General features: G+C 72.9%; 15 protein-coding genes. 2 read left to right on the forward strand and 13 right to left on the reverse strand.

The window, feature by feature from the left end; translation table 11 throughout:
- Window positions 1-68: 68 nt before the first annotated feature.
- The 9 genes from EMA17_RS54070 to EMA17_RS15505 form a co-directional block, all read right to left on the reverse strand.
- Window positions 69-1,757: a serine/threonine-protein kinase gene (locus EMA17_RS54070; RefSeq protein ID WP_246126679.1), complete on the reverse strand. Its 1,689-nt coding sequence runs from the start codon at window positions 1,755-1,757 to the stop codon at window positions 69-71.
- A gap of 107 nt (window positions 1,758-1,864) precedes the next feature.
- Complete coding sequence (locus EMA17_RS15470; protein WP_126637556.1) at window positions 1,865-4,171, reverse strand: serine/threonine-protein kinase; 2,307 nt, start codon at window positions 4,169-4,171, stop codon at window positions 1,865-1,867.
- 34 nt (window positions 4,172-4,205) lie between these two features.
- Window positions 4,206-6,068 carry a serine/threonine-protein kinase gene (locus EMA17_RS15475; RefSeq protein ID WP_126637557.1) on the reverse strand — a complete coding sequence of 621 codons (1,863 nt, stop codon included), beginning with the start codon at window positions 6,066-6,068 and terminating at the stop codon, window positions 4,206-4,208.
- A 209-nt stretch (window positions 6,069-6,277) separates the two neighbouring features.
- A complete protein-coding gene (locus EMA17_RS15480) occupies window positions 6,278-7,984 on the reverse strand; it encodes a glycerol-3-phosphate dehydrogenase/oxidase (protein ID WP_126637558.1) in 1,707 nt (568 codons plus the stop codon).
- 219 nt (window positions 7,985-8,203) lie between these two features.
- Entirely contained in the window at window positions 8,204-9,319 is a 1,116-nt protein-coding gene (locus EMA17_RS15485; RefSeq protein ID WP_078975688.1) for a GuaB3 family IMP dehydrogenase-related protein, read from the reverse strand.
- A gap of 135 nt (window positions 9,320-9,454) precedes the next feature.
- Window positions 9,455-10,957: an IMP dehydrogenase gene (gene guaB, locus EMA17_RS15490; protein ID WP_126637559.1), complete on the reverse strand. Its 1,503-nt coding sequence runs from the start codon at window positions 10,955-10,957 to the stop codon at window positions 9,455-9,457.
- Window positions 10,958-11,164: 207 nt separating this feature from the next.
- A complete protein-coding gene (locus tag EMA17_RS15495; protein WP_078975690.1) occupies window positions 11,165-11,371 on the reverse strand; it encodes a hypothetical protein in 207 nt (68 codons plus the stop codon).
- The gene (gene shbA, locus EMA17_RS15500; RefSeq protein ID WP_078979276.1) at window positions 11,368-11,961 is read right to left on the reverse strand and encodes an RNA polymerase sigma factor ShbA; all 594 of its coding nucleotides are present in this window, start codon (window positions 11,959-11,961) and stop codon (window positions 11,368-11,370) included. Before shbA ends, EMA17_RS15495 begins: the two co-directional genes overlap by 4 nt.
- A 230-nt stretch (window positions 11,962-12,191) precedes the next feature.
- Window positions 12,192-12,803, reverse strand: a complete 612-nt coding sequence (locus EMA17_RS15505; protein ID WP_020549179.1) for a response regulator transcription factor — start codon at window positions 12,801-12,803, stop codon at window positions 12,192-12,194.
- 547 nt (window positions 12,804-13,350) lie between these two features.
- Between EMA17_RS15505 and EMA17_RS15510 the strand changes: the two genes are divergently transcribed.
- Window positions 13,351-13,683, forward strand: a complete 333-nt coding sequence (locus EMA17_RS15510; RefSeq protein ID WP_078975691.1) for a WhiB family transcriptional regulator — start codon at window positions 13,351-13,353, stop codon at window positions 13,681-13,683.
- Between the two features lie 198 nt (window positions 13,684-13,881).
- Here the strand turns inward: EMA17_RS15510 and EMA17_RS15515 are convergent, their stop codons facing one another.
- The 3 genes from EMA17_RS15515 to groES form a co-directional block, all read right to left on the reverse strand.
- On the reverse strand, window positions 13,882-14,700 hold the full coding sequence (locus tag EMA17_RS15515) for an SDR family oxidoreductase (protein WP_126637560.1): 819 nt from the start codon (window positions 14,698-14,700) through the stop codon (window positions 13,882-13,884).
- A 208-nt stretch (window positions 14,701-14,908) separates the two neighbouring features.
- On the reverse strand, window positions 14,909-16,537 hold the full coding sequence (gene groL, locus EMA17_RS15520; RefSeq protein ID WP_126637561.1) for a chaperonin GroEL: 1,629 nt from the start codon (window positions 16,535-16,537) through the stop codon (window positions 14,909-14,911).
- A gap of 134 nt (window positions 16,538-16,671) precedes the next feature.
- Entirely contained in the window at window positions 16,672-16,980 is a 309-nt protein-coding gene (groES, locus tag EMA17_RS15525) for a co-chaperone GroES (RefSeq protein WP_078975694.1), read from the reverse strand.
- Between the two features lie 246 nt (window positions 16,981-17,226).
- Between groES and EMA17_RS15530 the strand changes: the two genes are divergently transcribed.
- The gene (locus EMA17_RS15530; RefSeq protein ID WP_126637562.1) at window positions 17,227-18,414 is read left to right on the forward strand and encodes a class I SAM-dependent methyltransferase; all 1,188 of its coding nucleotides are present in this window, start codon (window positions 17,227-17,229) and stop codon (window positions 18,412-18,414) included.
- A gap of 57 nt (window positions 18,415-18,471) precedes the next feature.
- Here the strand turns inward: EMA17_RS15530 and EMA17_RS15535 are convergent, their stop codons facing one another.
- Entirely contained in the window at window positions 18,472-19,365 is an 894-nt protein-coding gene (locus EMA17_RS15535; protein WP_126637563.1) for a polysaccharide deacetylase family protein, read from the reverse strand.
- Window positions 19,366-19,513 lie beyond the last annotated feature (148 nt).

The following is a 19,513-nucleotide window of genomic DNA, read 5'->3' on the forward strand; positions in this document are numbered from 1 at the left end:
CGTGACGTGGGGTTTTCCGGCCGCGGGCGACCCGCGGCCGGTACTCGATCGGGTGGGAGCGAATCCGATCAGGTCGCCGTCCCCGCGTGGCTGGGCGGCGGGTCGGTGATCGGCGGGCGGGTGGTCGTGGTGGTCGTCGGCGGCCTGCTCGTGGTCGGCGGCCTGGTGGTGGGCGGGCGCGTCGTGGGCGGGCGGGTGGTCCAGGTCTCCGTGTTCGTCGGCCGCGAGGTGCGGGTCGACCCGGATCCCTGGCTGCCGCTGCCCGAGGTGCCGCCGTCCTTGTTGTTCCCGGAACCGGTCGAGGAGCCGGTGGCGTGCAGCATGTCGTTGCGGGTCCCGCTCCCCGGCGGGTTCGCGGCGCCCGAGCCGACGGGCTGCGTGTTGGCGATCTTCATGTCGCCCGAGTCGCGGTCGCCGGCTCCGCCACCGTCCTGCCCGCCCAGCGCGTTCGGCACGAAGATCGCCAGCGCGGCCACCGCGGCGGCGACCATGGTGCCGAAGACGACGGCCTTGCGGCGCTTCTTCCTCGTGGCGGCGTCGGCCGCCGACGCGTCCCCGGAGGGGCCGCCGGCCGGGCCGATCAGCACCGGGTTGACCCGGTCGTCGGCGGTGGCCGAGCCGTGCACCGCGTCGGTGGGCGACCAGGCGTGCGCGCCGGTCGCCGGGTAGCCGCCGCCGGGACCGCCCGGATCGGCGGAAGCGGCCGCGCCGAACGGCGGTGCCGGGGCGGCCGGCGGCTGCTGCCGCCAGTCCGGCTCGGGTCCGGGCTGCGGCATCGGCACCGGCGTCGACGGGGTCTGCGGGGTCGGCGGCGGGGCCGGCTGCCAGGACGAGCGGGTGGCGCCGCGGACGCCGCCCGGGTCCTCGACGGTCGCGGTGCCCGGCGGAATCGGGCCGGCCGCGTTCCACGCGTCCTCGGGAAGCGGTTCGACGCCGACCAGCGCGGCGGTCAGGAGTCGTTCGGTGGTGTCCTCGTCGGCGCGCTCCAGCGGGTCCTTGCGCAGCAGCGCCTCGATGGCGGGCCACAACGCGCCGGACTGCCGGGGCGGCGCGGGCTCGTCGGTGAGCACCGCGCTGAGCGTGTCCATCGCGCCCGACCGGCGAAACGGCGAGAAACCCTCCACCGCCTGGTACAGGGTCACCCCGAGCGACCACAGGTCGGAGGCCGGGCCGGGCCGACGCCCGAGCACCCGCTCCGGCGCCAGGTATTCGGGCGAGCCGACCAGCATCCCGGTCGCGGTGAGGGTGACGGAGCCGGCCACGGTGGCGATGCCGAAGTCGGTCAGCACGATCCGGCCGCCGGGCGCCATCAGGATGTTGCTGGGCTTCACGTCGCGGTGCAGGACGTCGGCAGCGCGGGCGGCGCGCAGCGCGGCGAGCACCGCCAGGCCGACCTCGGCCGCCTCGTGCGGGGCCATCCGGCCCTCGTCGAGCACGTCGGTGAGCGAGGGCGCGCGGACCAGCTCCATCACGATCCACGGACGCCCGTCGTCCTCGGCGACGTCGAAGATGGTGACCACGTTCGGGTGGGTGATCCGGGCCGCCGCACGGGCCTCGCGCAGCGCCCGCTCACAGCGCCCCTGGGTCTCCATCTCGTCCAGGTCGTCCGGGATCCGGACCTCCTTGACCGCGACGTCCCGGCGCAGCAGCTCGTCGAAGGCGAGCCACACCGTGCCCATGCCGCCCCGACCGAGCGGCTCGCCCAGGCGATAACGCCCATCCACCAGGCGGCCGTGCGAGCCGCTGTCGTGTGCCACGTGGTCCTCCCCAAGACCGTGGACACCACCGATCCGCCCCGTCGGCGCGTCTTTGGCGTCACGTATAGGACGTCCGGCGGGTGCCGAAGGTTCCGCTCCGGCCGGGCTCAGCCGCCCGGCGTGAAACTCTCCCGCGCCGCGTCGAACGCCGAACGCACCAGCGGCGAACCGGCGTCGGGGCCGGAGACCCAGAAGTCCCAGGTCCGGCCGTCCTCGACGAAGCGCATGTTGATCGATCGGCGCACCGCGCCCCGGTCGTTCCAGGTGAACTCCCAGAGCCCGGCGACCTGTCCGTGCACGGTCGTGCAGAGCAGGCGGATCTGGTGATAGTCCGTTCCGTTTCCGATGAAGGTGCCCGGTCCCAGGCCCTTGGATGCCTGTGTGGCCAATTCCCCGCACGGATCGCCGTGCGCGTCGGACGCGTCCGGGCGCACGCCGAGGCGGAACAGGTCGTCCGGCGAGCGGTAGTAGACCCGCTCGCCGGCCGCGTCGCGCACGGTCCAGTCGGCGGGCACCAAGACGGTGAACGCGCCGCGCGCGGTGACCCGCCGGAAACCGCCGCCCGACGACCCGAACGGGCCGGGGGCGGTCGGGCCGAAGGCGGTCGCCCCGACCGCGGGTGACCCGGTCGCCGACACCGCGCCCCGGTGGTCGGCCCGCTCCACCAGCACACCGATGATCACCCCGGCCACCGCGAGCAACGCCCCCGCCGTCAGCGTGCCGACCACGACAAGCGACCGCCCCGGCGACCGACCGACCGCGGACCACTCCGAGGCCACGGCCGACGCGGGCCTTCCGGACGGGACCGACCCGAACGGCGCCGACACCTCCAACGGCACGGCCGACGCGGACGGCGCGACCGACCCCGGCGGCGCAGGCGGCGCGACCGACCCGAGCGGAACGGGCTGCGCAGGCGACCCCGTCAGCACGGGCGACCCGGGCGGGGCGAACGACTCGGGCGGTGCAGGCGACCCGGGCGGGACGAGCGACCCCGGCAGCGCGAGCGACCCCAGCAGCGCAGGCGACCCCGGCGGCGTGGGCGACTCGGGCGGGACGAGCGACCCCGGCGGCGCAGGCGACCCGGGCAGCGCGGGCGAGCCCGGCGGCGCGGCCGACCCGAGCGGAACGGGCGGCGCAGGCGACCCCGGCACCACGGGCGACCCGGGCGGTGCAGGCGACCCCGGCGCCACGGGCGACCCGGGCGGGGCGAACGACTCGGGCGGTGCAGGCGACCCGGGCGGGACGAGCGACCCCGGCAGCGCGAGCGACCCCGGCGGCGCAGGCGACCCGGGCGGCGCAGGCGACCCCGGCAGCACGGGCGACTCGGGCGGGGCGAGCGACCCGGGCGGGGCGGGCAACCCCGGCGGGGTGGGGCACTCGGGCGATGCCGGCGACCCCGGCGGGGTGGGGCGTTGTGGTGGTGCGGGGTCGGGGGGCGGCTGCGGGGGCGCTGGGCCGGGGGCCGCGGCCGGATCGACGCCGAGGACCGAGGCCGGCGACGGCGACGACTCGGGTGTCCCGGTCGGGTCGGGCCACCCGGGCGCGTCGGTGGGGGCGAGGTGGGGGCGCGGGACGGGCGTGCCGGTCGCGCACCGCTGCCCCGCTCCCCCCGCGCTCGCCGCGGCCAGCAGCGCGGCCGCGTCCGCCGCCGTCATCCGCGCGACCGGATCCGGGGTGAGCAGCCCGAGCACCGCCTCGGCCAGCGGCCCGGCGTGGGTGGGCGGCGGGCACCTGCCCAGCGCCACGGCCTGCAGCGTGGCCAGCGGGTTGTCCCGGCGGAACGGCGAGAATCCCTCGACCATCTCGTACAACGTCACGCCCAACGACCACAGGTCGGCCGGCGCCCCGGACGGCCGCCCGCTCGCGCGCTCCGGCGCCATGTACTCCGGGGTGCCGGCGGTCGCGCCGGTCTCGGTGACCGCGGGCGCGTCCGGGTGCGTCGCGATGCCGAAGTCGGTGAGCACCACGCCGTCCTCCTCGTCCACGATCACGTTGGCGGGCTTGACGTCCCGGTGCTCGATGAAGACCCGGTGCACGGCGGCCAGCCCCGCGAGCATGCGCGCGCCGATCCGCGCCACCCGCTCCGGCGCCATCGCGCCCTCGGCGATCAGCGCGGTGAGCGGCCGACCCGGGAGCAGCTGCATCACGATCCACGGCCGGCCGTCCTCGACCACGATGTCGAACACGGTGACCACGTTCGGGTGCCGGACCCGCCCCGCGGCCCGCACCTCGCGCTGCATCCGCGCCGAGCGCCGGGCCACCTCGTCGGCTTCGAGCCAGTCGGGCAGCCGCAACTCCTTGATCGCCACGTCCCGCCCGATCTCCGGATCGTGGGCCCGCCACACCACCCCCATGCCGCCCTGCCCCAGCACCTCCGTCAACAGGTACCGCCCCGCGAGTACGCGCCCACTCATCGCCGCCCCCGACCGGATCGTCTTCCGGGCCCGGTCAGCCGGCGATCGACAGGTGACGGCGGGCGTGCTCGTAATAGGCGCCGGCCGTGCCCCACAGGTCGTCGCGACCGCGCACGGTCAGCCAGTAGCGCAGGCCGGACGTGGTGCGCACGACCAGGTCCTTGCCGTGGTAGGTGGTCAGGTCCTGGCCGCGCCAGACGTACTCCCACTCCGCGGCCTCGTGGCCCCGGTAGTCGATGGCCTGCAGGAGCAGCCGCTCGTAGTCCTCGCCGTCCAGCCGCTCCCGGCCGCCGACGCTGCCGTGCTCGCGGTGCGCGACCGACTCCTCCGGGGCCATCACGATGCCCCGGTCGACGGTGACGGTGACCGAGATCAGCCGGTCCGGGTCGGTCACCGTCAGCCCGCTCTGGCTGTCCGTACAGGTCCAGCCCTCCGGCACGGGCAGCGCGAAGCCCAGATCGGTGCGGCGCCGCCGGCGCAGTCGCGGTATCACCTTGTTGTCCACGAGCGGGCCGACCACCAGGCAACCGCCGATCAGCGCGCCGACGATGATCGGATTCGGATTGATCTTCGCCGCCTCCAGCGCGCCGCCGGCGATCACCCCGAGCAACATCGCGACCGGTACCGACCGGGAGATCCGCCGGTGCGGCAACACCAGCCACACGCTCAGCGCGAGCGCGAGCAGCACGATCGTGTACATCCCGGTCCAGTTGCCGAACGCGGCCAGCCAGCGCGCGCCGGCGGCGGTGGCGATGCCGACCGAGGTCAGGATGGTCGTCCAGTGCCGGAACCACCAGCGCGGCCAGCGCCGGTAGCGGGCCCGGAACGCGCCGCCCTCGCGGGGCAGGCGCACGTTGGTGGAGGTCTCGTCCAGGCTTCCCCGGGCACCGCCCCGGGTGCCCGCGCCCGCCCGGGCCGGCGGCCGCGGCGTGCCCGGCGCCCGCGGCGTCCCGGGGCGCAGCGGGGTGTGCGGATGTCCGGTCACCCGCACCCCGTGCCGCCGCACCGCGCCGGGCCGGGTCCGGTCCGGCACGAAACGCTCGGAGGTCGATCCGCCGGCCGCGGTCGGCATCTGCTCGACGATCTCCAGGAGCAGTTCGCGCACCTGGGCGACCGAGCCGCGCCGGGCCGGATCCTTGACCAGCAGCGCCTTCAGCACCGGGGTCAGCGGGCCGGCCAGGAAGATCTCCGGGAAGCGGCCCGCGGCCACCGCGCCGAGGGTGGCCGCGTGCGTGTTGCGGCGAAACGCCGGTCGACCCTCGACCGCCTCGAACAGCGTCGCACCGAGCGACCACAGGTCGGCGGACGGCCCGGGCGGCTCGCCCGCGATCTGCTCCGGCGCCAGGTATTCGGGCGAGCCGACCATCGCGCCGGCCTGGGTGAGCGTGGCGCTGTCCTCGACCGAGGCGACCCCGAAGTCGGTGAGCACCACCCGGCCGTTGCGGGCCAGGAGCACGTTGGCGGGCTTGACGTCGCGGTGCAGCACGCCGACCTCGTGCGCGGCCTCCAGCGCGGCGAGCAGAAGCAGGCCCAATTCGGCGACCTGCTCGGGCGGGATCGGCCCCTCCTTGTCCAACTCCTGGGCCAGGGAGAGCCCGCGGACCAGTTCCATCACGATCCAGGGCCGCTCGTCCTGCTCGGCGACGTCGAAGATGGTCACCACGTTCGGGTGATCGATCCGGGCCGCCGCCCGCGCCTCGCGCAACATCCGCGCGCTCAGCGTGCCGCGTTCGTCGTCGTCCTCGTAGCGGGGCAGCCGCATCTCCTTGACCGCCACGTCGCGGTCCAACATGGTGTCCACCGCCCGCCACACGGTGCCCATCCCGCCCCGGCCCAGCTGATCACCCAGGCGGTATCGCCCCGCCAGCAGACGCTCGGGCGCTTCCGGGTCGGTCAAGTCTCTCGCTCCCCATACAGCCGCGGTCCCGCCGCGCGATCGGGTGGTTGCCTTCCCATACTCCTGTCCGGCGGCGCGCGGGGTCCACCGGTTCGCGAACGAACCTCGCCGACGACACCTGACCGGCCTATCGATGGAACGTGACGACGCCCGGGAAGGTGCCCGCGACACCCCGGATCAACCGCCGGGCTCGGGTACCGCCGCGGGCCTCAGCCGGGGACGATGTCCTCCGCTCCGAGCCGCACCGCGTCCGCCGTGTGATCGTCCATCTGCTCCTGCGAGGACCGCTCCGCCTCGATCCGCTTCAGGTAGTAGTCCACCTCCCGCCGCGACCGGTCCTCCTCCCAACCCAGCACCCGGGCCATCAAGGCACCGCAGGCCCGGGCCGCCCGCGCGCCCCGGTCGAAGGTCTCGATCGACACCCGGGTCCGGCGGTCCAGCACGTCGCCCAGGTGCAACGCGCCCTCGTGGGTGCACGCGTACACCACCTCGGCGGCCAGATAGTCGTCCGCGCCGTCCAGCGGATACGCCAACTCCGGCTCCGCCGCGATCAGCGCCAGCGGCTCCTCGATCAGCGACCCGTACCGGTTCAACAGGTGCTCCACCCGGGCCACGTGCAGCCCGGTGCGCGCCGCCGTCGCGGCCCGCGCGTTCCACAGCGCCCGATACCCCTCCGCGCCCACCAGCGGCACCGTCGCGGTGCAACTCGGCGGCACCTTGCGGTCCAGGCCGTGCACGGCGGCGTCCACCGCGTCCGCGGCCATCACCCGATACGTCGTGTACTTGCCGCCCGCGACCACCACCAGGCCGGGCACCGGGTGCGCCACGGTGTGCTCGCGGGACAACTGCGAGGTGGCGTCCGACTCGCCCGCGAGCAGCGGACGCAGGCCCGCGTACACCCCCTCGACGTCCTCGCGGGTGAGCGGCACCGCGAGCACCTCGTTGACGTGGTCGAGCAGATACTCGATGTCCGCCCGACTCGCCGCGGGATGCACCTTGTCCAGGTCCCAGCGGGTGTCGGTGGTGCCGACGATCCAGTGCCGGCCCCACGGGATCACGAACAGCACGCTCTTCTCGGTGCGCAGGATCAGCCCGGTCGAGGAGTGGATCCGGTCCCTGGGCACCACCAGGTGGATGCCCTTCGAGGCGCGCACGTGGAACTGCCCGCGCTCGCCGACCATGGCCTGGGTCTCGTCCGTCCACACCCCGGTCGCGTTGACCACCTGCCCGGCCCGGACGTCGTACGTCGCGCCGGTCTCCATGTCGCGCACGTGCACCCCGACCACCCGCTCGCCCTCGCGCAGGAACCCGGTCACCGTCGCCCGCGAGGCCACGTGCGCGCCGTAGCCGGCGGCGGTGCGCACCAGGGTCATCGTGTACCGCGCGTCGTCCACCTGCGCGTCGTGGTACTGCACCGCGCCCACCAGCGCGTCCTTGCGCAACGCCGGTGCGAGGCGCAGCGCCTGACGTCGCGTCAGCTGCCGATGTCGGGGCAGCCCCGGATCCCGACCGGCCGACATCGCCATCGTGTCGTAGAGCGTCACCCCGGCGGTGACGTAGGGCCGTTCCCAGCCGCGATGGCGCAGCGGGTACAGGAACGGCACCGGCTTGACCAGGTGCGGCGCCAGCGTGCGCAGCAGCAGCCCGCGCTCGCGCAGCGCCTCGCGCACCAGCGCGAAGTCCAGCATCTCCAGGTAGCGCAGCCCGCCGTGGATCAGCTTGCTGGAGCGGCTGGAGGTGCCCGACGCCCAGTCGCGCGCCTCCACCAGCCCCACCGACAGACCCCGGGTGACCGCGTCCAGGGCGGTGCCCGCGCCGACCACGCCGCCGCCCACCACGACGATGTCCAGTTCACGCTCGGCCATCCGCCGCAGCGCCCGCGTGCGCTCCCCGGGCCCCATCGCCGTGGTCCGCATCCGCCACCTCCGACCTCGATCATCACGCAAGGGACCACACGGACGGCGACGACGCGCCCCTCCTGCGTGTACCCATTGCCCCGCCGCCCGGACCCCGCACGCGCCGCGCGTCCCACGCGCACCTCGCGAACGAGTCGCCCGCGGGCCGCCCGTGAGCCGCCCGGAAACGACGAACGGCCCCGAACACCGAGGGTGTTCGGGGCCGGACGGGGATTCGGGTCAGTGCGCGGGCGAGACCGTGACCTCGACCTGCTGGAACTTCTTCAGCTCCGAGTAGCCCGTGGTGGCCATCGCCCGACGCAGCGCGCCGAACAGGTTCATCGAACCGTCGGACACGTGCGAGGGACCGAGCAGGATCTCCTCCAGGGTGCCCACCGCGCCCAGGTTCATCCGCCGCCCGCGCGGCAGTTCGGGGTGGTGCGCCTCCGAACCCCAGTGATGGCCGGCGCCGGGGGCGTCGCTCGCCCGGGCCAGCGCCGAGCCGATCATCACCGCGTCCGCGCCGCACGCCACCGCCTTGGCGATGTCGCCGCTGCGGCCCACGCTGCCGTCGGCGACCACGTGCACGTAGCGGCCGCCCGACTCGTCGAGGTAGTCCCGCCGCGCCTCGGCGACGTCGGCCACCGCGGTCGCCATCGGCACCGCGACGCCGAGCACGCCGCGGGTGGTGTGCGCCGCGCCGCCGCCGAAGCCGACCAGGACGCCGGCCGCGCCGGCGCGCATCAGGTGCAGCGCGCCCTGGTAGGTCGCGCACCCGCCGACGATCACCGGCACGTCGAGGTCGTAGATGAACTGCTTGAGGTTCAGCGGTTCGGCCCGACCGGACACGTGCTCCGCCGAGACGGTGGTGCCGCGGATGACGAACACGTCGACACCGGCGTCGATCACGGCCTTGTGGTACTGCGCGGTGCGCTGCGGCGACAGCGCCGCGGCGGTGACCACGCCCGAGTCGCGGATCTGCTTGATCCGCGCGCCGATCAGCTCCTCCTTGATCGGCTCGGCGTAGATCTCCTGCATCCGCCGGGTCGCCGCGTCCTCGTCGAGCGCGCCGATCTCCTCGATCAGCGGCGTGGGGTCCTCGTAGCGGGTCCACAACCCTTCGAGGTTGAGCACGCCGAGGCCGCCCATCCGGCCGACCTCGATCGCGGTCTGCGGCGACACGACGCTGTCCATCGGCGCGGTCAGGAACGGCAGCTCGAACCGGTACGCGTCGATCTGCCACGCGATCGAGACCTCTTCGGGGTCCCGGGTCCGCCGGCTGGGGACGATGGCGACGTCGTCGAAGTGATAGGCACGCCGGCCACGCTTGCCCCGGCCGATTTCGACCTCAGTCACGTTGCGCCTCTCCTGCTGGAATCGGTGGCTGGGAAAATCCCCGTATCCCAGGGTACGGGGCGAGTACGCAGGCGAGGGGCCCCGCCCGGCGTACGGACGGGGCCCCTCGGTGTAGTACGGATACCACGGCGCCTGTCAGCGCGAGTGGTAGTTCGGCGCTTCCTGCGTCATGTGGATGTCGTGCGGGTGCGACTCCTTGAGGCCGGCCGAGGTGATCCGCACGAAGCGGCCCTTGTCCTGGAGCTCGGTCACGGTCGCGGCGCCGGCGTAGCCCATCGACGCGCGCAGGCCGCCGATCAGCTGGTGCGCGACGGCGGACAGCGGGCCCCGGTAGGGCACCTGGCCCTCGATGCCCTCGGGGACGAGCTTGTCCTCGGAGAGCACGTCGTCCTGGAAGTAGCGGTCCTTGGAGAAGGACTTGGCCTGGCCGCGCGACTGCATCGCGCCGAGCGAGCCCATGCCCCGGTAGGACTTGAACTGCTTGCCGTTGATGAAGATCAGGTCGCCGGGGCTCTCCTCGCACCCCGCGAGCAGGCTGCCCAGCATCACCGTGTCGGCACCCGCCGCGATCGCCTTGGCGATGTCGCCGGAGTACTGGAGGCCGCCGTCGCCGATCACCGGCACGCCCGCCGCCCGCGCCGCCTGCGCCGCCTCGTAGATCGCGGTGACCTGGGGCGCGCCGACGCCGGCGATCACCCGGGTGGTACAGATCGAGCCGGGACCGACGCCGACCTTGACGCCGTCCACGCCCGCGTCGATCAGCGCCTGGGCGCCGTCGCGGGTGGCCACGTTGCCGCCGATGACGTCGACCTTGGTGTTCGCCTTGACCTTGGCGATCATCTCCAGCACGTTGCGCTGGTGGCCGTGCGCGCTGTCCACCACGATGAAGTCGACGCCGGCCTCGACCAGCGCCTGGGCGCGGAGGTAGCTGTCGTCGCCGGTGCCGATCGCGGCGCCGACCACGAGCCGACCGTCGGCGTCCTTGGTCGCGTTCGGATACTGCTCGCTCTTGACGAAGTCCTTGACCGTGATCAGGCCGTGCAGCTTGCCGGCGTCGTCGATCAGCGGCAGCTTCTCCACCTTGTGCCGGCGCAGCAGTTCCATCGCCTGGTCGCCGGTGGTGCCGACCTTGCCGGTGACCAGCGGCATCGGGGTCATGATGTCGCGCACGCGACGCGAGTGGTCGACCTCGAAGCGCAGGTCGCGGTTGGTGACGATGCCGAGCAGTCGGCCCTTGTCGTCGGTGACCGGGACGCCGCTGATCCGGAACCGCGCGCACAGCGCGTCGACTTCCTGCAGCGTGGCGTCGGCGCCGATGGTGATCGGGTCGAGCACCATGCCGGCCTCGGACCGCTTGACGGTGTCCGCCTGCGCGGCCTGGTCCTCCACCGACAGGTTGCGGTGCAGCACGCCGACGCCGCCCTGGCGGGCCATGGCGATCGCCATCCGCGCCTCGGTGACGGTGTCCATCGCCGACGACAGCAGCGGGATGCGGACGCGGATGTTGCGGGTGACCCGGGCGGAGGTGTCCACCTCGCTCGGCACGACGTCGGACGCGCCCGGCAGCAGCAGGACATCGTCGTACGTCAGCCCGAGCATCGCGAACTTCTCGGGTACGCCGTCGGCCGTGAGACTCATGACACCTTCCGAAGGTATTCCGATGGACCGCTCCGCCGGCCCTGCGGGGAGCGGGGTCCCCGGGTAGCCGGGTAGGACGAGAACGCGCTCTCGGCAAGCGGATGGGTGGGTTGAGGGTTCATGCTACTGGCCCCGCGCGGTGCTTCGAGCCCGCTTGCCGACGGTGAGCACAACGGCACACCCGGCCCCGACCATTCCCGGCCGGCCTCAGCATCGGTCCGGCACCACCCGACGGCGGTTCGCGGCGGTGCCGTCCACCTCGGCGAGCAGCGCGTCGAACAACCCGACGATCCGGTCCTGGACGGGGAGCGGGCGCCGCCGGCGCAGCTGCTCCACGAGTTCGTCGTCCTGGCGCAGCAGACCCAGATCGGCGGTGCCGGATCGGCCGCCGAACCGCACACCGCCGCCGCTCACGCGGTCTTCTCCTCGCCCGCCAACGCCCGCAGGCGGGTCAACGCGCGATGTTGGGCGACCCGCACCGCGCCGGGCGACATGCCCATCGCGCGCCCGGTCTCCTCGGCGGACAACCCGACCGCGACCCGCAGCACGAGCAGTTCGCGCAGGTTGTCGGGCAGTCTGCCGAGCAGGGCGCGCGCGTGCGCGGCGTCGCTGCGCCGCACCACCTGGTCCTCGGGCCCGGGGTGGTCGTCCACCGCCTCGGGCAGATCGCAGGTGGGCACCGCGCCGCGCATCGCGGCGCGCTGCACGTCGACCACCTTGTGTGCCGCGATACCGAACACGAACGCCTCGAACGGGCGCCCCTCGTCGCGATATCGCGGCAGCGCGGAGAGCACCGCCAGGCACACCTCCTGCGCGGCGTCGTCGGCCGCGTGCTCGGCGCCGGAGACCCGGCCGAGCCGGGCCCGGCAGTAGCGCAACACCAGTGGTCGGACGTAGGCGAGCAGTTCGTCGGTCGCCTGCACGTCCCCCTGGACCGCGCGGACCACGACGGCACGCATGCCGTCGTCGGCGTGCGCGTGTGCTTCGTACGACTCGTCCGGCATTCGCTCGGGGGTCCCACCCATGCCATTCAGTATGCAGGGATCGGCGACCGAATCACGGCCATGCCGACCCGGGGGACTCATCCGGCCCCCCGGGCAACGGCATTCACCGCACGGACCCTCGCCCGTCGGGGGCCGTCGGCACCCGCCTCATCGCACAAGTCCCCACCGACCGTGCCCGCCCGGACGAACCCCCGGGCCCTCGCGGTCGGGGAGGTCCTCGCGGACGTTCGTCATCGCACGAGTCCCCACCGGAATCCCAGCGCGACCGCGTGTGCCCGGTCGGACGCGCCCAGCTTCTTGAACAGGCGTCGGGCGTGGGTCTTGACCGTGTCCTCCGACAGGAACAGCTCGCGCCCGATCTCGGCGTTGCTGCGCCCGTGGCTCATGCCCTCGAGCACCTGGATCTCACGTGCCGTCAGGGTCGGCGCCACGCCCATGTCGGGCGAGCGCAACCGCCGGGGCGCCAGCCGCCACGTCGGGTCGGCGAGCGCCTGGGAGACGGTCGCGCGCAGTTCCGCGCGCGACGCGTCCTTGTGCAGATATCCCCGAGCCCCGGCGGCGACCGCGAGGGCCACCCCGTCCAGGTCCTCGGCCATCGTCAGCATGATCACCCGTGCGCCGGGGTCGCCGGCCAGGAGGCGGCGCACCGCCTCGACGCCGCCGAGCCCGGGCATCCGCACGTCCATGAGGACGAGGTCGGACCGCTCCGCGCCCCAGCGCCGCAGTACCTCCTCGCCACTCGTGGCCGTCGTCACCCTCTCGACGCCGGGGACCGTGGCCACCGCCCGCCGCAGGGTCTCCCGAACCAGCGGGGAATCGTCGCAGACCAGGACGGTCGTCATCGCCGGCCTCCGCAGTGGATCCGCGTCACGTTGAGCCTCCACGCCTGTACGTACCGTTTCCTTTGCGGCGACCCCGAGGGTCGGTGGCTCGGGATCCAGCCCCGACCGCCCTCGTCGCCAACCGCTTCACCCACCCCAACGAGCATCACTCGAAAGGGTTACGGGGGGAGTTCCGCTCCGCCGCCACCACAACGAGGCGGCCGTCCGGAAGGACACGCGAGGGTGAAACCCACCCGACCCACACCACCCGGGCCCCGCCCCCACTCCCCACTCCCCGGTGCCCCAGGTCCCGAAAGCCCCACCACGCACACCACACCCATTCGCACCAAATCACCCACATTCACCCGATGCACCCGCCGCAGAGCCCACCCTGGGTAATTTTTTCGGGATTCGATGCATAAGTGGGAATTAGGATTGGAACTGATCATTTCGTGACACAGTCGCACCTACTTCTGATCGCTTGATCACGACTGTTCTGCACGGTCCGACCAGAGGTGGCATCCCTGCTCACCGATCACTCGTACGCGATAAGCAAGAGGGACGAGTCATGGCTGATTTCTCGCGACTCCCCGGCCCCAACGCCGACCTGTGGGACTGGCAGCTGTCGGCAGCCTGTCGCGGAGTCGACAGCGCACTGTTCTTCCATCCCGAAGGCGAGCGAGGCGCCGCCAGGGTCGCCCGGGAGGCTTCGGCCAAGGAAGTCTGCATGCGGTGCCCGGTCCGTCGCCAGTGCGCCACGCACGCGCTGAAGGTGCGCGAGCCGTATGGCGTATGGGGCGGGCTCACCGAGGACGAACGGGTGGAACTCGACAGCGACCGCCGGCACGGGGTCGCCGCGGAACGGGCGGCCGCGGCGAGCGGCGCGTCCGTGACCCACTGACCTCCCACGCACCCGACCTCCGCGCACCGACCCCACAGGCGGCCACGCGCCGCCTCCCGCCCGACCGCGGAGCCCGACGACACCATCGCGAAAACGTTCGGCGGCCCGCCCCCAAGCCGGGGGCGGGCCGCCGAACGTCGACGCGAGCCGGTCGCCCGACACGTGTCGCCACGGGACGCGCGGGAGGGTTCGGGCCGGTTATTGGAAGGCGGACATGTCCATCTCCCACACCTTCGGCCAGTCCTTGCCCCGGAAGGAGGCGTCGGTACCGCCGTCGCAGAAGACCACGGAGCCGACGAAGAAGCTCGACTCGCCGCCGAGCAGGAACGCCACCAGCGCGGCGATCTCCTCGGGCCGGCCACCGCGACCGGCCGGGATGGTGCTCAGGAACATCTCCATGCCCTCGGCGGTCAGCGGGTCCGTACGACCCTCGGCCGTCATCGGGGTCTCGATCAGGCCCGGCGCGATCGCGTTGAGCCGAATACCGTCGGCGATGTACTCGGCGCACCGGGTCCGGGCGTACCAGGCGAGCGCCGCCTTGGTCGCGGGGTAGGCCTGCAACGCCGCGAACTCGCCGAACGCCTCGGCCACCGCGCTTGCCCCGGCCTCGTCCCCGGCCAGGCACGACTCGGCCACCTCGACCGGCCAGTTCGGCTGCGCCGTCGTGGAGTTCGAGCTGATCAGCACGACCGAGGCGCCGTCGCCCGCGGCGAGGAGCGGACGCAGCCCCTCCAAAAGCACGATCGCGCCGAAGTAGTTCACCGACACCAGCAGGCCGCCCGACCGACCGGTGGCCGCGGCCAGGCCCGCGAACGGCACGAAGCCGTCGAGCACGCCGCCGGACAGCTCGGTGACCCGCGTGATCGCCTCGGCCCGACCCTCGGCCGTGCCCAGGTCCACGGTGACGTCGGCGTCGCGCAGGTCGACGCCGATCACCCGGTGCCCGTCCGCCTCGAGCCGGGCCTTGGTCGCGGCGCCCAGGCCGGAGGCCGCGCCGGTGATCGCGTAGGTACCCATGTGTCTCCTTCGTGCTGCTCGACGGGATCGGCCGCACCCGGCGGCTGACGGTCCGTCAGTTATTGGGCTCCGGGCACTCTCGCAGATCGGGCCGGCGGCGAAAAGGCCGACGGGCCCGACCGCGGGGATGCGGTCGGGCCCGTCGGGGACGTGCGGGGTGGAACCGGCGCGCGGGGAGCCCGTGCGCGCGGAACCGATGCGCGTGGAACTAGTGCGCGTGGCCGTGGCCGCCGTGGCTGTGCCCGGCGGGCTCCTCCTCGGCCGGCTTCTCGACGACCAGGGTCTCGGTCGTGAGCAGCAGCGACGCGATCGACGCGGCGTTCTGCAGCGCGGAACGGGTCACCTTGACCGGGTCGATGACGCCCGAGTCGACCAGGTTGCCGTACTCGCCGGTCGCGGCGTTGAAGCCGTGCCCGACACCGAGCTCCTGCACCTTGTTGACGATCACGTAGCCCTCGAGGCCCGCGTTCTCGGCGATCCAGCGCAGCGGCTCGACCACGGCGCGACGCACGACCGAGACACCGGTCGCGATGTCGCCGCTCTGGCCCAGGTTCTCCGCGAGCACCGAGGCCGCGTGCACCAGGGCGGTGCCGCCGCCGGCGACGATGCCCTCCTCGATGGCCGCGCGGGTCGCGGAGACCGCGTCCTCGAGACGGTGCTTCTTCTCCTTGAGCTCGACCTCGGTGGCCGCGCCCACGCGGATCACGCACACGCCGCCGGCCAGCTTCGCGAGCCGCTCCTGCAGCTTCTCGCGGTCCCAGTCGGAGTCCGTGGACTCGATCTCACGCTTGATCTGCTTCACCCGGTCGGCGATCGCGGCGCCGTCGCCGGCGCCGTCCACCAGGGTGGTGGCGTCCTTGGTGATGGTGATGCGACGGGCGCTGCCCAGCACCTCCAGGCCGACCTGGTCGAGCTTGAGGCCGACCTCGGGGGCGATGACCTGACCGCCGGTCAGGATCGCCATGTCCTCCAGCATCGCCTTGCGGCGGTCGCCGAAGCCCGGGGCCTTGACCGCGACCGCGTTGAAGGTGCCGCGGATCTTGTTCACGACCAGGGTGGACAACGCCTCGCCGTCCACGTCCTCGGCCACGATCAGCAGCGGCTTCGACGCGCCGGCCTGGATGATCTTCTCCAGCAGCGGCAGCAGTTCGGCGATGGCCGAGATCTTGCCCTGGTGGATCAGGATGTACGGGTCGTCGAGGACGGCCTCCATACGCTCCTGGTCGGTGACCATGTACGGCGACAGGTAGCCCTTGTCGAACTGGAGGCCCTCGGCGAACTCCAGCTCCAGACCCATGGTCTGGGACTCCTCGACGGTGATCACACCGTCCTTGCCGACCTTGTCCATGGCCTCGGCGATCAGCTCGCCGATCTGCTTGTCCTGGGCGGACAGCGCGGCGACGGCGGCGATGTCCTCCTTGCCGTCGATCGCGCGGGCGGTCCCGAGCAGCTGCTCGGACACGGCGGCGACGGCGAGGTCGATGCCCTTCTTCAGGTCCATCGGGGCCGCGCCGGCGGCCACGTTGCGCAGACCCTCGCGCACCAGCGCCTGGGCGAGCACCGTCGCGGTGGTGGTGCCGTCACCCGCGATGTCGTTGGTCTTGGTCGCGACCTCCTTGGCGAGCTGCGCGCCAAGGTTCTCGTACGCGTCCTCGAGCTCCACCTCACGGGCGATGGTCACGCCGTCGTTGGTGATGGTCGGGGCACCGAACTTCTTGTCGATCACGACGTTGCGGCCCTTGGGGCCGAGCGTGACCTTGACGGTGTCGGCCAGCGCGTTGACGCCGCGCTCCAGCGACCGCCGGGCCTTCTCGTCGAACTGGAGGATCTTCGCCATGAGGGTCTTCGTCCTTAAAGGTTGCTTTTCGACGTCGTACAACCGACTCCGCCCCGGGTCCACCGGCCGCGAGGGCAGGGCGATCCGGGGCGGGGTCGTCGAACCGTCACCGGTTCCGGCGCGTCAGCGCGATGTCACTTCTCGATGATCGCGAGCACGTCGCGGGCCGAGAGAACGAGGTATTCCTCGCCGTTGTACTTCACCTCGGTGCCGCCGTACTTGCTGTACAGCACGGTGTCACCGACGGCGACGTCGAGCGGCAGACGCTGACCGTCCTCGAAACGACCCGGGCCCACGGCCAGGACGACGCCCTCCTGGGGCTTCTCCTTGGCGGTGTCCGGGATCACGAGACCCGACGCGGTGGTCTGCTCGGCCTCAAGCGTCTGAACCACGATGCGGTCCTCGAGCGGCTTGATGGCAACCTTGGTGTTGGCGGTCGTCACGATGCGACCTCCCCCTTCGGAGATCTCACGGAAAAATGTCTGTCGGCGAGTGGGGCGGATCCGTCGTCGCGGGTGCCGGACCTGCTCGTATCGCACTGGCACACTCATGGGGAGAGTGCCAGCACAGACACTAGGTGGCGGTTAGCACTCCGTCAACCAGAGTGCCAGATTCAGCGCGTCGCGCGCGTTCTTCATACCGGTGGGCCGCGGATCGATGGGGGTCGGGCGCTCGGCGAGAATGGCCGTGTGCACACCGACGCCATCGAAGCCCTCACCGCGCTGCTGACCGACGAGGGCCGCTCGCTGCTCGACCTGCTGGCCGATCACGACGCCGCGGACGAGTTGTCGCTGGCCACCCGGCTGCGTCGGGAACACCCGCCGGAGTTGATCGCGGCCGCGCTCACCCAGTCCCGGTTGCGGCAGCGCGGTCGGGCCAAGTTCGGGACGGACGCGGACCGGATGTTCTTCACGTCCGACGGCCTGGAGCAGTCCACCCGGACCTCGGTGGCCGACCACCGGGCCGCCCGGCTGGCCGCGGCCGGCGTCCGCCGGGCGATCGACCTGTGCTGCGGCATCGGCGGCGACGCGCTCGCGCTGGCCCGCGCCGGGATCGCGGTACACGCGGTCGACCTCGATCCGCGGACCTGCGCGGTGGCCCGGGCCAACGCGGACGCGCTGGGCCTGGCCGACCTGCTCACGGTCGAGTGCGCCGACGCGACCGAGGTGGACCCGTCGGGCTTCGACGCGGCGCTGATCGACCCGGCCCGGCGTACCGCCCGCGGCCGTACCTTCGACCCCGAGTCGTACGCGCCGCCCTTCTCGTTCCTGACCACCCTCGCCGCCCGCGTCCCCGCCGGCGCGGCCAAGGTGGCCCCCGGCATCCCGCACGAGATCGTGCCCGCCGGCATGGAGGCGGAGTGGGTCTCCGACCGCGGCGACGTCAAGGAGGCGGTGTTGTGGTGGGGCGGGCTCGCCCGGGCCGGCCTGCGCGCCACCCTGTTGCCCGGCGGCGCCGAGCTGACCTCGGAGTTCGTCCGGCAGGCGCCGGTGGGCCCGATGCGCCGCTACCTCTACGAGCCGGACGGCGCGGTGATCCGCGCCCATCTGGTGTCCGAGGTCGGCGAGTTGGTGGACGGCAACCTGGTGGACGAGACGATCGCCTACCTGACCTCGGACCGGCTGGTGGCCACCGCGTTCGCGAGCGTGTACGAGATCACCGACGTGTTGCCGTTCAACCTCAAGCGGCTCAAGGCCCTGTTGCGCGAGCGCGGCGTCGGCACCCTGACCGTCAAGAAGCGCGGTTCGGCGGTCGAGCCGGAGGAGGTCCGCCGCCGGGTCCGCCCCACCGGCCCGAACGCGGCCACGGTGCTGCTGACCCGGGTGGCGGGCGCGCCCACGATGCTGATCGGTCGTCCGGTGTCCGGCACCGGATGACCCGAACCGGCCGAGGCGGTCCTCGGCCCGGCCCCCCTCGGCCCGGCGGTCCTCGGCTCAGCCGATGTAGTCCTCCAGGCGCGCGATCGTGAAGCCCTGGGCCTGGATCTTGCGCAGCATGTTGCCGAACATCTCGGTCATCGTGGTGCCCTTGAGCTCACTCGGGCCGCGGAAGTGGGCGAGGATGATGTCGCCCGGGTGCAGCTTCTTCTCCCCCACGTACTGCATGTCGTTGATCTGCATCGACTCCTGCCACTTGACGATCGCGCCGATCCCGCCGCAACCGCCGGCCACCGTCTGCGTGGTCGCGTTCCAGTTGCCGTAGGGCGGCCGGAACAACGTCGGGCGTTTGCCGTACAACTCGCCGAGCCGGTCCTGTTGGCCGCAGATCTGGTGCTTCTGCGCGTCGGCGCCCAGGGTCTTCAGGTCGGGGTGGGAGAGCGTGTGGTTCTGCACGGTGGCGCCGAGGTCCTGGAGCTTGCGGAAGTATTCCGGGTCCTGGCGCACATAGGTGTCGTTGAGGAACATCGCCACCGGGATGCGCAGATCCCGCATCATGTCCAGGAACTTGGGATCCTTCTCCGCGCCGTCGTCGATCGTGATGAACACGATCTTCTCCTGCGTGGGGATCTTCTCCACCACCGGCGGCTTGGGCCCGCCCCCCTTGATCGGCTTGTCCGCGGGCGGGGCGGGCGGCGCGGCGAACGGCTTCAGGTTCCACTTCGCGGCGAGCGCGGCGGGGTCGGCGCCCGGGGTGTCCGGCTTGGCCGCGGGCGCCGGTTTGGCGGCGGCGGTCGAGGTGCCGCCGGACGGCGCCCGCGTGGCCTCGACCGACGAAGCGCCGTCGGATCCGCCGCCGCAACCGGTCAGCGCGAGCAGCAGCACGCCGGCCAGGCCGACGCCGGCCGAGGCGAATACGCCTCGCCGCTTTTGTACCGTTCCATGCACCACTGTCGCCGGCCCTTCCCTCGCCTGGACCGTTCGCCCGATCCACCCGCGCCCACGCTACGCGGCCGGGCGGCCTGTCACGGTCCGGACAAGCCCTGTTCAAGGGACTGTCGAAGGACTGTTGAGCGGCGGATGAGCTGGGCACACTCCC

Origin of the sequence: Embleya hyalina (genome assembly GCF_003967355.1) — a bacterium.
Lineage (GTDB): Bacteria > Actinomycetota > Actinomycetes > Streptomycetales > Streptomycetaceae > Embleya > Embleya hyalina.

Bases quoted from the DNA above. Each gene is read 5' to 3' on its own strand.
- EMA17_RS15515 (WP_126637560.1), bottom strand. From the start codon at position 14,700: ATGGGTACCTACGCGATCACCGGCGCGGCCTCCGGCCTGGGCGCCGCG.
- EMA17_RS15510 (WP_078975691.1), top strand. From the start codon at position 13,351: ATGGCTGATTTCTCGCGACTCCCCGGCCCCAACGCCGACCTGTGGGAC.
- EMA17_RS15470 (WP_126637556.1), bottom strand. From the start codon at position 4,171: ATGAGTGGGCGCGTACTCGCGGGGCGGTACCTGTTGACGGAGGTGCTG.
- EMA17_RS15505 (WP_020549179.1), bottom strand. From the start codon at position 12,803: ATGACGACCGTCCTGGTCTGCGACGATTCCCCGCTGGTTCGGGAGACC.
- EMA17_RS15480 (WP_126637558.1), bottom strand. From the start codon at position 7,984: ATGCGGACCACGGCGATGGGGCCCGGGGAGCGCACGCGGGCGCTGCGG.
- groL (WP_126637561.1), bottom strand. From the start codon at position 16,537: ATGGCGAAGATCCTCCAGTTCGACGAGAAGGCCCGGCGGTCGCTGGAG.
- guaB (WP_126637559.1), bottom strand. From the start codon at position 10,957: ATGAGTCTCACGGCCGACGGCGTACCCGAGAAGTTCGCGATGCTCGGG.
- shbA (WP_078979276.1), bottom strand. From the start codon at position 11,961: ATGCCGGACGAGTCGTACGAAGCACACGCGCACGCCGACGACGGCATG.